This is a genomic window from Candidatus Thiothrix phosphatis (assembly GCF_035668035.1).
GTDB classification, from domain to species: Bacteria; Pseudomonadota; Gammaproteobacteria; order Thiotrichales; family Thiotrichaceae; genus Thiothrix; species Thiothrix phosphatis.
Window position 1 is genome coordinate 1 of record NZ_JAYMYJ010000137.1, and the last position, 12,897, is coordinate 12,897.

A 12,897-nucleotide genomic window follows, 5' to 3' on the forward strand; every position below is an offset into this window, starting at 1 on the left:
CGCCTGAAGCATTCGACGCCACCCTACAACGCCTGCGGTTGGAGATCGCCGGTTTCGGGCTGCGAAGCGCCAGCACCTTGCCAGATTTGGATAGCGCTTGCGGCCAGTACCACACTTTCCGCGATTTCATCGAATGTGGTGAAACCCAAGCGAAGATTGGTTTGCCAAACCTGCCAAAGCAGGCAGAAACCTATAACGCTTTGGCTGATTTGGCGCAGCATGTCATCGACCCGGTAATGGATTATTTCGGTGGTATAGAGTTGACTTACGGTTTCTGTTCCCTGGAACTCGCCAAACACATCCCGGGCAGGATTGACCCCAAACGCGAGCAGCATGCTTCCCACGAACTTAACACGCGCGGCAACCTGATCTGCGAACGCAAAGGCGCTGCCTGCGATTTCATCGTGCCGGACGAAAACATGTTGGAAGTGGCACAGTGGATTGTGCAGAACACCCCATTCGACCGCCTGTATTTCTACGGCAATGACAAGCCGCTGCATGTCAGTTACAGCGGAGAACACAGCCGAGTGATTGTATTGATGCTACCGGGGAAAAGTGGACGCCTAGTCCCTAAAGTTGTACCGCCAGAAAAATTTTTGGCCTCACCCGAAAATTAACCCGACTATCCAAGAGGGTAGCCATCGCAAGCGGGTCAATCCCCCTGCGATGGCATGCGCATATCTCCACTCAACCCAGCAGTTCTTTCAGAAATTGCGGCAACGCAGCGCTGCCCTTATGGATTTCGGCATTGTAATACTTAGTCGGCAATGTTAATTTTTTCGCAGCAGATTCGCGGGCAAAACGGATCTCGCCGCTTTTGGCGGCAATCGTGCAGCTCCACCAGCCAGTCGGGTAGCACACCTGCTGGAATTGATGCAGCTTGATGTCGCTGAAACCGGCCTTGCGCATGGTGTCGTGCATCGGCTTGATGATTTTCTCGGCGTGAACCAGCGGCGATTCGCTTTGCTGCACCAGCAGGCCGTTTTCACCCAACGCCTTCCAGCAGCCACGGAAAAATTCCTCGCTGTACAATACCGCCCCCGGCCCGACTGGATCGGTGCTGTCGACAATCAGGATGTCGAGGGAGCCCGGTTCGGCATTGCCAATCCAGGCGATCCCGTCTTCAAACGCCAACGTCGCGCGCGGGTCATGGTTGGATTCACACAGTTCAGGGAAGAACATTTCGCTCACGCGGGTGACGCGTTCGTCAATGTCGATCTGAATGGCGGATTCGACTTCCGGGTGTTTCAGCACTTCGCGCAAGGTGCCGCAATCGCCGCCGCCAATGATGCACACGCGCTTAGGAGCTGGGTGGCTGAACAGCACCGGATGCGCCATCATTTCGTGGTAGACGAAGTTGTCGCGGGTAGTGACCATGGTGCAACCATCCAGCGTCATCAACTTGCCAAACGTGGTGGTGTCGTAGATTTCCAGCTTCTGGAACGGGGTTTGTTCCTCGTGGATTTTGCCAGCGTCAGTCAGCTCCAGTCCGAAAATCGTTCCGGAATCAGAGAGTTCAGTAAACCAGGCAGGTTTGGAAGTCATGGCAGCGCCCTTATTGATCACACAAAGGCGCTATCATGCCACAAGCATTCTGTTGGGAGAATGTCCGTTTAATGAATCACGGGGGCTGCACTGCCGGAAACGCTCAGGCCTTCTGCCCAGAAAAAACTGTTGCCTTCTTCAGGGCGGTTGAGCAGCACCATCAACACCACCCACTTGAGGCGGTCGAGGTTGAAATCACTGTCCTGCAATTCCAAAACACGATCCAGGATCTGTTCGCGGGCTTCCGGGCTGATCACGCCCGCCTGCTCCAGGAACACCAAGTAGCCTTGTGATTCCGTATCCAGCCAGCGTTGCTCTTCTGGCGCAAACAGGCGCATACAAGATGCGCTATAAGTCACTTCCACCCGTGCGGCCTCGTCGCCCAGGCTTTCCAGCCAGTCAAAGGCGCGGTTGATTTCACTGTTCAGGAAACCGGCTTCCTGCAGGTAGCCATGCATGGACGCGCGGTCTTCCGGTAAGTTGTCGCCCATTTCAGGGTAGTTGTCGAACAGGTAGAAGAGGACGTCAAGGGTATTTTCTTTCATCAGTTTCCATTTCCTGAACCCAGCCGCATGTAGTGCCCACCACCGCATGCCGCCACCAGGCCGTGAAGTTCCAGCATAAGCAGAATGGATGAAACTTCCTCTGCGGTCAAGCCTGTATTCAGGATAATCCGGTCTATCGGTAGCGGTTCGTAGCCCAGCGCATCAAGCACTTGCGCGTATTCCGGATCAAAGGTATCAATGGGTTGCAGTGCTTCTGCACCCGATAAGGGCAGCTTCCCCTGTGCGGGTGATGCGGCCTTATCTTGTTGCAGCCATACGTTCAGTTGCGGGGCGATTTCCTCCAAAATGTCGTTGGCGGTTTCCACCAGCTTGGCACCCTGCCGGATCAAGTGATGGCAACCACGCGCCAGCGGATTGTGGATGGAACCGGGAATGGCGAACACCTCGCGCCCCTGCTCCATGGCGTGGCGCGCCGTCACCAAGGTGCCGCTTTGCAAGGCGGCCTCCACCACCAGCACGCCGAAACTCATGCCGCTGATGATGCGGTTGCGGCGCGGGAAATGTTGCGGGTGGGCGGGTGTGCCGATGGGGAATTCAGACACAATGCAGCCTTGTGCGGCGATGCGCTCCGCCAGCTTGCGGTTGCGCAGGGGATAGATGATGTCCAGGCCATTGCCGACGACGGAAAGGGTATGGCCACCCGCGTCCAGCGCCGCTTCCTGGCTGTAGGCGTCGATGCCAACCGCCAGCCCGCTGGTGACAGTCAGGCCGTTGGAAGCCAAATGGGCGGCGAAAGCGCGCGCGTTTTCCTTGCCGCCCTGGGTTGGGTTGCGGCTGCCGACCATGCCGATTTGCGGATCGTTGAGCAGCGCCGGGTCGCCGAGGGCGAACAGCAACGGCGGGGCGGTGCGGATGCGCTTGAGCAAGGCGGGATAACGATCATCTTCCAGCGTCAGGATGTGATGCTGGCTGGAAGCTTCCAGCCAACGCCAGTCCGGTTCGGCGGCATCCGCAGGCAGGGAGCGGTAGGCCGCGATGCCCTCACACTTCAGCCCCGCTTCCAGCAAGGCATTGTCAGAAACCTCCAACGCCGCTGCGGCGCCGCCGAAATGTTCCACGATACGGCGCAGGCTGCCGGGGCCAAGCCCTTTTGCCCGCCAGAAATGCAGGCGGGCGCGCAGTTCACGATCAGATAAGCTATTTGCCATGGGAGATAAAAGGGTAATCAGGGGTTGCCAATTTTATCCCCATTCTTCACTTCGCGGGTAGCATCCATGATCAGGCCATAACTGACCCGGTCGGTCACCTTGTACACCACCAGATTGGCGACCTTTTCCGGCGGCAACTGGCTGCACACCGCGCCGGATTTGCTTTTGCAGGACTCCACCGTATCCACGACATATTTGCCCTGCGTGTAAATGCCGAGGGTATGGCCGACCTCGACGCGGTCACGCCGACCTTTGTCGATGGCGGCGATCATGTAATTGCCGCTGAGGTCTTCCGCATCGAACAGGGAAATGATGTCGCCGCGCACCTTGAAGTCTGGCGCATGGAAAACGCTTCCGTTCAGGCTGGCGGCTTCGTCCACCGGCAACAGCAAACGGTCGCCCTTGCGGATTTCCCGTTTGGCGTCCAGCACCGTGGCGGTGGCGGGGTCACCGCTGCGTTCCACCCGGCTGTAGCCGCCGTAGGTGACTTCATACCCCAACAACTGGCCGGTGCGGGCGTCATGCAACGGCTTGTTGGGGTGGAATATGGCGCAACGGCTTCCGGGCTGAGTGTTGCGCAGGTTTTTCACATAAATGGTTTCGCCTTCGGCGATCAACTCATGATCATCCCGCGACGCCAGGATATAGGGGGCGTTCTTGATGGTCGCCTCATCCAGCACCCGTGGCCACACCATGAAGGTGGTCAGGGCGGCGATCGGCTCTCCCTCCCCATGCCGGTCGACACGGATGCGCGGCCCCAATTTGTCGCCCGCGCCTTTCACATAATCCAGGGTCAGGACATCGCCAGGGTAAATCTGGTGGGGGTTGGGGATGGCTTGGTTCCTGTCCCAGATTTCTGGCCAGAACCAAGGCGTATTCAGGAACTTGCGGGCGATGCCCCACAGCGTATCGCCTTTTTTCACCACATAGGTTTGCGGGGCTGTCGGATTTACGACAATTCCTCTATAATCAATCACATCTCTTGACTGTCCAAAGGGCTGCCCATAGTAATTGTCGTAACGGTCAGGGGCGTATGGGGTCTTTGTCGGCGAGGTGCTGCAAGCATTCAAAACGATGGCGGGCACGATGCCGAGGCAGAGGGTTTTAATGAAAAAGGTTGCAGAATGCCGCATGATGGTATCCTTGTGATTCTTATGTATTGGATGTCCGGGGTATCATAAGCGATAGCCTGAAAAGCATTCAGAACTTTTAGATTTTCGGTATTTACTAATGTCATTGCTTGAGATTTTACACCATCCAGACCCACGTTTACGCAAGAAAGCGGCTCCGGTAGGGGAGGTCAACGCCAGCATCCGCCGGATTGTGGACGACATGTTCGAAACCATGTACGCCAACCAGGGCATCGGCTTGGCGGCCACCCAGGTCAATGTCCACCAGCGCATCATCACCATCGATGTTACCGAAAGCAAAACTGAGCCGCTCTGCCTGATCAACCCGGAGATCCTCAGCAAGGACGGCAGCAACGAACATGAGGAAGGCTGCCTGTCCGTGCCCGATTTCTACGAAAAGGTCACCCGCGCCGAACGCATCCGGGTGCGCGCCCTTGACCGCGACGGCCAGCTTTTCGAACGCGACGCCGACGGCATGCTGGCGATTTGCATCCAGCACGAAATGGATCACCTGGAAGGCAAGCTGTTCGTTGATTACCTCTCCAGCCTCAAACAGCAACGCGCGCGCAAAGTCGTGCAAAAATGGGAAAAGGAACAGGCCAAGAAGGCCGCCCGCTGGGCCGCTCAGGCGGCGACGGCATGAGCCCTACGCCAGAGGCCACCACGTTGAAAATTGTTTACGCCGGTACACCGGAGTTTGCCGTACCCGCCCTGCAAGCACTGCTGGCTTCCCGCCATCAGGTGACGGCAGTGTATTGCCAGCCTGACCGACCGGCAGGACGCGGACGCAAACTGGCCTTTGGCCCAGTCAAGCAAACGGCGGTGGAAGCAGGCATTCCGGTGGAACAGCCGCTGTCGCTGAAATCCGTTACGGAGCAGGACAAACTGCGCGCCTACGCCCCCGATGTCATGGTGGTGGCGGCTTACGGGCTGATCCTGCCGCAGGCGGTGCTCGACATCCCACGTTACGGTTGCCTCAATATCCACGGTTCGCTATTGCCGCGCTGGCGTGGCGCCGCCCCCATCCAACGCGCCATCCAGACGGGTGATGCCGAAACTGGCGTCACCATCATGCAGATGGCGGCAGGGCTGGACACCGGCGACATGCTGTACAAAACCGTTTGCCCTATTACGCCTCAGGATGGCGGGCAAAGCATCCACGACAAACTGGCGACTATGGGCGCAGAGGCGCTGTTGCATACGCTGGGCTTGCTGTGCGCGAACCAATTGCAGCCGCAGCCGCAAGACGACGCCCAGGCCAATTACGCCCATAAGTTGAACAAGGCGGAAGCCGCCATCGACTGGACGCAACCGGCGACGGTGATTGACCGCACTATCCGCGCCTTCGACGCCTGGCCAACCGCGTATACCCTGTATCAAGGGCAACCACTGCGCCTATTTTCCTCCTGCGCCCTGCCGGGCGACGGCCAGCCGGGAACCGTGCTCGCCGAAAGCAAGGACGGCATCGACATTGCCGCTGGGGAAGGCGTCGTGCGCATCCTCAGCCTGCAACTGCCCGGCGGCAAACGCCTGGGCGCAGGACAGTTCCTCAATGGCCGTTCCCTGCTGGGAGTGCGGTTTTGAGCGTCCGTTCTGTCGCTGCCCGCTGCCTCCTGCTGGTCATTTATGAAGGCGAATCCCTGACTGACGTGTTGCAGGGTCAAGCTGTCGCCAGCCTCAATGCGCAAGACCAAGCGTTGCTGCGTGACCTGTGTTTCGGCGCGCTGCGTTGGCACGAACGGCTCAACGCCATCCTTGCCCTCCTGCTCGCCAAACCGTTGAAGAAAGCCGACAAGGATGTGGAATGCCTGTTGCGCGTCGGCCTTTACCAATTGCTATACCAGCGCACGCCTGATCACGCCGCCGTCAACGAAACCGTCAAGGCTGCCAGCAAACTGAAAAAATCCTGGGCAGGTGGATTGGTCAACGGCGTATTGCGCGCTTTCCTCCGCCAGCAGGCCGACCTGCTTGCACAGGCGGATGCGGAACCCACCGCCCGTTACGCGTTCCCGGCATGGCTATTGACGCGCATCCGGCAGGCGTGGCCGCAGGATTGGGAAGCCATCCTCACCGCCAGCAATGCCCATCCGCCTATGACCCTGCGGGTCAACCAGCGCCAGCAAAGCACGCAAGCTTACCAACATGCCCTGCAAGCGGCTGGCATCCCGGCAGGCACCGTGCCGGAGGTGGCCAGCGCCCTGGACTTGTCCAACCCGGTCAGCGTCGAACAGCTACCGGGTTTCAGCGCTGGTGCCGTATCGGTGCAGGACGCCGCCGCCCAACTGGCGGCAGGCTTGCTGGACTGCCAGCCGGGCATGCGGGTGCTGGACGCTTGCGCCGCCCCCGGCGGCAAAACCGGCCATTTGCTGGAAATGACCGGCGACCTGGAACTGACCGCCATCGACAACAGCGCCGCACGCCTGCGCCGGGTGACGGAAAACCTTTCCCGCCTACAGGTGCAAGGCCGGGTCATGGCGGCTGACGCTGGTGACCCGCCAGCATGGTGGGATGGGAACGGGTTTGACCGCATCCTGCTTGACGCCCCCTGTTCGGCCACCGGCGTCATCCGGCGGCATCCTGACATCAAGGTATTGCGGCGGGACAGCGACATCGCCGCCCTGCAACAGGAGCAGCAGCGGTTATTGCATAATTTATGGACAACTTTACGCCCGGGCGGCAAACTGCTGTACGCAACCTGCTCGATCTTGCCGGAAGAGAACCTCCGCCAGATGGAAGCATTCATGGACGCACAACACGATGCGGTGCCGCTGCCGATCCAGGGAGGATGGGGGCGCGCACTGGCCATAGGACGGCAAATCCTGCCCGGTGAACAGGGGATGGATGGGTTTTATTACGCACTACTGCACAAAGTGGCGCAGGACTAGACAACGTGACAACAGCAACAATTTCCCGTTTTTATCGCTTATTGGCCGGGCTGGCGCTCATTTGCCTGCTGGGGCTGGCGCTGGCGGCGGACAGCAGCATCCGCTTCCGTGAGTTTTCCATCCGCAACATCAACCAGCCACGGGTGTTGGTGAACAACCTCCAACTGGAATACCAACTGACCGATTACCTGCGCGAAGGCTTGGTTAACGGCATGACCCTGGAAAATGAAATCCTGTTCACCCTGGAATGGCACCATACCTGGTGGTGGAACTCCCAGAAGCATCTGGCCACCGTCCGCACGGAACTGAAATACCATCCCCTGAGCAAGCAATATCAGGTCGTGCAACTGGACAGCGGGGAAACCTGGAACTTCCCCAACCTGCCCGCCGCGCTGGAGCAGCTGGGGAGGCTGGAGGATTACCGTTTGCCGAACTTGCCCGCCAATGCCTACCATAGCGACGCGTCGATTTTCGTGACGGCGAAACTGAGCCCCAAATCCCTGAAACTGCCCTTGAAGCTACAGGAATTGTTCACCGACCGCTATTCACTGCAAAGTGACGGGGTGTTGTGGCCGATACCGTGAAAAAGCGTTTCTGGCAATGGCTGCCGGTGGCAGTGGTGTTTTTCCTGCTGCTGGTGTCGCTGTCGCTCCTGAACCTGACGACCCTCAGCCCGGAAAAAGCCCAGCGCTACGGTGACTGGCCGCTGTACCTGACCTCCCTGCTGCTGGCGTTGCTGAGTGGCATTATCCTGGTCAACCTGACGCGGGTCTTCAACCAATGGCGCACCCGCCAGGCAGGCTCGCGCTTCACCCTGCGGCTGATGACGGGGTTTTTGATCCTCACCTTGTTGCCCGTCCTGTTCGTGTCACTGTTTTCCATCAACCTCATTGGCACCCGCATCGACCGCTGGTTCGCGGTGGAAATCGGGCAGGCGCTGGATGACGCCCTGCACCTCAGCCAGTTGGCGTTGGCCACCCGCAAGCAGGAGCACTTGGCGGATTTGGAGCAGCTCAAGCGCAATATCCAGGGGCTGGACACCTACGGCATCGCCGAGCAGATGGAACAGTTCCTGTCCTTGGGTGCCAGCGAGGTGCTGCTGATCGACAATTCCCAGCGGCTGGTGGCGCAGGCGATGGAGGACACCACCACCCTGATCCCGCACCTGCCTGACCGCAGCGTGTTCCGCACCCTGCAAACCCGCACCTATTTCTACAAGCTGGAGCCGGAAGGGGCGGACAAATTGTCCTCCCGTGTCGCCCTCAGCACCCGTTATGGCGAACAGAACCAGTACAGCGGCGTCCTGACCGCGCTGTTCCCTGTCCCCGAGCTGGAGAAAAGCCTGACGGACAGCGTGGAAAACGCCCAGCGCGAATACGGCAACCTGGTCTACCAACGGGATGCCATCAAGGATGCGTTCCGCCTCACGATCTTGGTGATCATGGTATTGACCACGTTGTTCTCACTCTGGGCGGCGTTCGTCTTTTCACGCCGCCTGACCCGCCCGGTGCGCACGCTGGTGGAAGGCACGCTGGCGGTGGCCGCCGGGGATCTGGACAAGAAAATCCCGGTTTCCGAACGTGACGATTTCAGCCTGCTGGCGCGCTCCTTCAACACCATGACCAAACGCCTGTCTGACGCCCGCCAGGAACGCGAACAGGCGCGCCGCCAGTTGCAGCAGGAACACGATTACCTGCATGTGGTGCTGGAGCACTTGTCTTCCGGCGTCATCACCCTGGATGAAAGTGGCGTTGTCCGCCGGATCAATTCCGCCGCTGGCAATATCCTGCGCCAGCCAGTGCAGGAGCACGTCGGCAAAACCTTGCCGGAGTTGAGTGCCGCCTTGCCGAAATTGCAGGCGTTCCTGAACACGGCGCAGGCCCATTTGCAGGCCGCCAACACCGCCGACTGGCAATCTGAAATCACCCTGACCACCGAGGAAGGCAAGCTGATCCTGGTCTGCCGGGGAGCGCCCTTGCCCGCCGCCGCATCCGCCCAGCAAGGCTCGGTGCTGGTGTTCGACGACGTCACCGACCTGATCCAGGCCGAACACGACGCCGCCTGGGGGGAGGTTGCCCGGCGTCTGGCGCACGAAATCAAGAACCCGCTGACCCCGATCCAGCTTTCCGCCGAACGCTTGACCCGCAAGCTGGCAGGGGAGCTTGGCGAAGAGTCTTCCAACTTCCTCAAACGCATGACCAACACCATTATCCAGCAGGTCGACAACCTCAAGTCGATGGTGAACGCCTTCAGCGATTACGCCCGCGCCCCCAACCTGCATTTGCAGGCCGCCGACTTGAATGGGTTGGCGCAGGAGGTGGTCGAACTGTACCGCGTCAACGAAGGCCAAGTGCGTCTGGAACTGCAACTGGACAGCCAACTGCCCATCTTGCAATTGGACATCCACCGCATCCGCCAGTTGTTGGTCAACCTGATCAAGAATGCGCTGGAAGCGTTGGAGGAAAACCATGTCAGCAATGGCGTCATTACCCTCGCCACCCAGCACCAGCCAGAGGCCAGGCAGGCCATCCTCAACATCCAGGACAACGGCCCCGGCATTCCCGCCGACCTGTTGCCGCGCCTGTTTGAGCCTTATGTCACCAGCAAGCACAAAGGCACCGGCCTGGGCCTGGCGATTGTGAAAAAAATTGTGGAAGAACACGGCGGCCATTTGACGGCGCGCAATCATGACAACGGAGGCGCTATAATCAGCGTAAGATTTTCATATACCCCCCCACCCTAACCCTCCCCATAAGGGGGGAGTGGACAGCGGCTGCCGCTTCGCTCCCTTCACCTCTTGTGGGGGAAGGGCTGGGGATGGGGGGTAATATCAAGGAGCAGGGAGTTATGACAGCACAATACATCATGGTGGTGGACGACGAACCGGATATTCGCCAACTGGTCAGTGAAATCCTTGAAGATGAGGGCTACCGGGTCGTCACGGCTGAAAATGCAGACAAAGCCCGAGAATTGCACCGCAGCCGCAAGCCTGACCTGATCTTGTTGGACATTTGGATGCCAGGGCAAGATGGCATTTCCCTGCTCAAGGAATGGCGCGAAAACGACACCCTGTGTTGCCCGGTCATCATGATGTCGGGGCATGGCACCATCGAAACCGCCGTCGAGGCCACCAAGCTCGGCGCCCACGATTTCATCGAAAAGCCGTTGTCGATAGCCAAGATGCTGCTGACCATCAGCAATGCCCTGCGCTCCAGCCAGTTGGAAAAGGAAAACCGTGGCCTGCGCAAGCAAATGGCCGGTTCGCTGGAGCCGGTCGGTGGCAGCCAGACCATGCAGCGCCTGCGTGAACAGGCGCGCCGCATCGCCCAACATGACCCCCGCGTCTTGTTGTATGGCGAGCCTGGCGCGGGCAAGGAAATGTTCGCCCGCTACATCCACTCCCTCAGCAACCGCAAGCACAGCCCCTTTGTGCGCGCCGCCCTGTCCGCCAGCCGCAACGCCACCCATCCGTTGGGCAACCTGCTGTTTGGCAAGGAGGACAGCGGCAAAATCCAGTACGGCCTGCTGGATGAGGCCAACGGTGGCGCATTGTTCGTGGCGGAAATCTTCGAACTGGACAGCGACAGCCAGATCCGCCTGTTGAACGCGCTCAAGGAAAACCGTTTCATGCGCATGGGCGGCAGCGAATGGGTGGACATGGACATCACCCTGATGGTGGCGTCCTCCCATGACTTGCAGGATGACGTCAAAGGCGGCAAGTTCAGCGAGGAGCTTTATTACCTGCTGAACGTGGTGCCGCTGATGATCCCGCCGTTGCGCGAGCACCCGGAAGACGTGCCGGAACTGCTGAATTACTATGTTGATGTGCTGACGGCGCAGGATGGCCTGCCGTACCGGCACATCACGCTGGCGGCGCAGAATTTCCTGCGCAACCATAGCTGGCCCGGCAATATCCGTGAATTGCGCAATCTGGTGCAGCGCCTGCTGATCCTCGGCACCGACACCGAAGTGTCGCTGGATGAGGCCGAAGAGGCGGTCGGCGCGCGCATCCCGGTCTTTTCGCAGGAAATCGGCCATATCCCGGAAAGCCTGTTCGACCTGCCGCTGCGGCAGGCGCGTGAGCAGTTTGAACACGACTACCTGATTTACCAGCTCAAACAGGCGGATGGCAATGTCAGCAAACTGGCTGACCAGGTGCAGATGGAGCGCACCCACCTGTACCGCAAAATGCGTTCCCTCAACGTCGACCCGAAAAAATACGGACGCTAAACGCACGCCATGAAAATCCTGATCCTTGGCGCGGGGCAAGTGGGCCATTCCGTCGCTGCGTCATTGGCGCATGAAGACAACGACGTCACCATCGTTGACACCAACGCCGCCTCGCTACGGGATTTGCGCGAGAAGCTGGATATCCGGGTGGAAATCGGCCAGGCGTCCTACCCACGGGTGTTGGAGCGCGCCGGGATCGCTGACGCCGACATGCTGATCGCCGTCACCAACAGCGACGAAATCAATATGGTCGCTTGTCAGGTGGCGCACACCCTCTACCACACGCCAACCAAGATCGCCCGCATCCGCTCCTCCCACTACCTGGACCATCCGGAGCTGTTCAATGACGCCGCCGTGCCCATCGATGTGCTGATCAGCCCGGAACAACTGGTGACAGAATACATTTTTCGCCTGATTTCCCATCCTGGTGCTTTGCAGGTGCTCAATTTCGCTGACGGCAAGGTGCAGGTCGTCGGGGTCAAGGTGCTGCACGACGGCCCATTGGTCGGCCATCCGCTCAAGGATCTGCATGAGCACATGCCGGGCTTGCAGGCGCGGGTGGCGGCCATGTTCCGCAAGGGCAAGCCGCTCACGCCCACCCAGGACACGGTGGTGGAAGCCCATGATGAAATCTTCCTGATTGCCAGCCCCAAGCATATCCGCTCCATCATCAGCGAGTTGCGCAAGCTGGACAAACCCTACAAGCGCATTATGCTGGCGGGCGGCGGCAACATTGGCAACCGGCTGGCGCGCCAGTTGGAAAATTCCCGCTATCAGGTCAAGATCATTGAAAAGAACAATGAGCGCGCCGCCAAGCTGGCTGAACGGCTGGACAAGGCCATTGTGCTGGAAGGCGACGCGGCTGACGAAAGCCTGCTGATGGAGGAAAACATCGAGAACACTGATGTGTTCATCGCCATCACCAACGATGACGAGGCCAATATCCTGTCTTCCATGCTGGCGAAACGGCTCGGGGCCAAGCGGGTCATGTGCCTCATCAACCGCCCAAGTTACATTGATTTGGTGGAAAGCAGCATTGATCTGGCCATTTCCCCCCAGCAGATCACCATCGGTGCCTTGCTGACCCATATCCGCCGGGGTGACATCGTGGCCGTGCATGCTTTGCGCCGTGGCTCTGCTGAGGCCATCGAAGTCGTTGCCCATGGCGACCGCAAGACTTCACGGGTGGTCGGCCGGAGGTTGGAAGAGATCAAACTGCCGCCTGGCGCCACCATCGCCGCCGTGGTGCGGAAAGAGGAAGTGTTGATGGCCTCACCGGATATTGTGCTCGAAGCCAAAGACCACATCATCATGTTCGTGACTGACAAACGCTATGTCCCTGCGGTTGAAAAACTGTTCCAGGTTGGCATCCATTACTTCTAAAGGCAGGTCA

General features: G+C 59.3%; 11 protein-coding genes and 1 pseudogene. 8 read left to right on the forward strand and 4 right to left on the reverse strand.

Features of this window, described 5'->3' with window-relative positions:
- Nucleotides 1–617, forward strand: a pseudogene (locus VSS37_RS16135) (DNA phosphorothioation-associated putative methyltransferase); the annotation flags it as partial.
- A 70-nt stretch (nucleotides 618–687) separates the two neighbouring features.
- Here the strand turns inward: VSS37_RS16135 and speE are convergent.
- From speE to VSS37_RS16155, 4 genes are all read right to left on the reverse strand, one after another.
- Complete coding sequence (gene speE / locus VSS37_RS16140; RefSeq protein ID WP_324696859.1) at nucleotides 688–1,545, reverse strand: polyamine aminopropyltransferase; 858 nt, start codon at nucleotides 1,543–1,545, stop codon at nucleotides 688–690.
- Between the two features lie 68 nt (nucleotides 1,546–1,613).
- Nucleotides 1,614–2,090 carry a Smg family protein gene (locus VSS37_RS16145; RefSeq protein WP_324696860.1) on the reverse strand — a complete coding sequence of 159 codons (477 nt, stop codon included), beginning with the start codon at nucleotides 2,088–2,090 and terminating at the stop codon, nucleotides 1,614–1,616.
- Nucleotides 2,090–3,259, reverse strand: a complete 1,170-nt coding sequence (gene dprA, locus VSS37_RS16150; protein ID WP_324696862.1) for a DNA-processing protein DprA — start codon at nucleotides 3,257–3,259, stop codon at nucleotides 2,090–2,092. The genes VSS37_RS16145 and dprA overlap by 1 nt, the downstream gene beginning before the upstream one ends.
- Before the next feature lie 17 nt (nucleotides 3,260–3,276).
- Complete coding sequence (locus VSS37_RS16155) at nucleotides 3,277–4,392, reverse strand: LysM peptidoglycan-binding domain-containing protein (RefSeq protein WP_324696863.1); 1,116 nt, start codon at nucleotides 4,390–4,392, stop codon at nucleotides 3,277–3,279.
- Nucleotides 4,393–4,489: 97 nt separating this feature from the next.
- Between VSS37_RS16155 and def the strand changes: the two genes are divergently transcribed.
- From def to trkA, 7 genes are all read left to right on the forward strand, one after another.
- Nucleotides 4,490–5,032 (forward strand): peptide deformylase, encoded by a 543-nt coding sequence (def, locus tag VSS37_RS16160; RefSeq protein ID WP_324696864.1) that lies wholly within the window; start codon nucleotides 4,490–4,492, stop codon nucleotides 5,030–5,032.
- A complete protein-coding gene (gene fmt, locus VSS37_RS16165; RefSeq protein WP_324696867.1) occupies nucleotides 5,029–5,973 on the forward strand; it encodes a methionyl-tRNA formyltransferase in 945 nt (314 codons plus the stop codon). Before def ends, fmt begins: the two co-directional genes overlap by 4 nt.
- Nucleotides 5,970–7,274: a 16S rRNA (cytosine(967)-C(5))-methyltransferase RsmB gene (gene rsmB / locus VSS37_RS16170; RefSeq protein WP_324696868.1), complete on the forward strand. Its 1,305-nt coding sequence runs from the start codon at nucleotides 5,970–5,972 to the stop codon at nucleotides 7,272–7,274. Before fmt ends, rsmB begins: the two co-directional genes overlap by 4 nt.
- A 5-nt stretch (nucleotides 7,275–7,279) precedes the next feature.
- Nucleotides 7,280–7,858 carry a DUF4390 domain-containing protein gene (locus tag VSS37_RS16175; protein WP_324696869.1) on the forward strand — a complete coding sequence of 193 codons (579 nt, stop codon included), beginning with the start codon at nucleotides 7,280–7,282 and terminating at the stop codon, nucleotides 7,856–7,858.
- Nucleotides 7,843–10,017 carry a sensor histidine kinase gene (locus VSS37_RS16180; protein WP_324696872.1) on the forward strand — a complete coding sequence of 725 codons (2,175 nt, stop codon included), beginning with the start codon at nucleotides 7,843–7,845 and terminating at the stop codon, nucleotides 10,015–10,017. Before VSS37_RS16175 ends, VSS37_RS16180 begins: the two co-directional genes overlap by 16 nt.
- A 104-nt stretch (nucleotides 10,018–10,121) precedes the next feature.
- Nucleotides 10,122–11,504 (forward strand): sigma-54-dependent transcriptional regulator, encoded by a 1,383-nt coding sequence (locus tag VSS37_RS16185; protein WP_324696874.1) that lies wholly within the window; start codon nucleotides 10,122–10,124, stop codon nucleotides 11,502–11,504.
- 9 nt (nucleotides 11,505–11,513) lie between these two features.
- Nucleotides 11,514–12,887: a Trk system potassium transporter TrkA gene (gene trkA, locus VSS37_RS16190; RefSeq protein WP_324696875.1), complete on the forward strand. Its 1,374-nt coding sequence runs from the start codon at nucleotides 11,514–11,516 to the stop codon at nucleotides 12,885–12,887.
- Nucleotides 12,888–12,897: the final 10 nt, after the last annotated feature.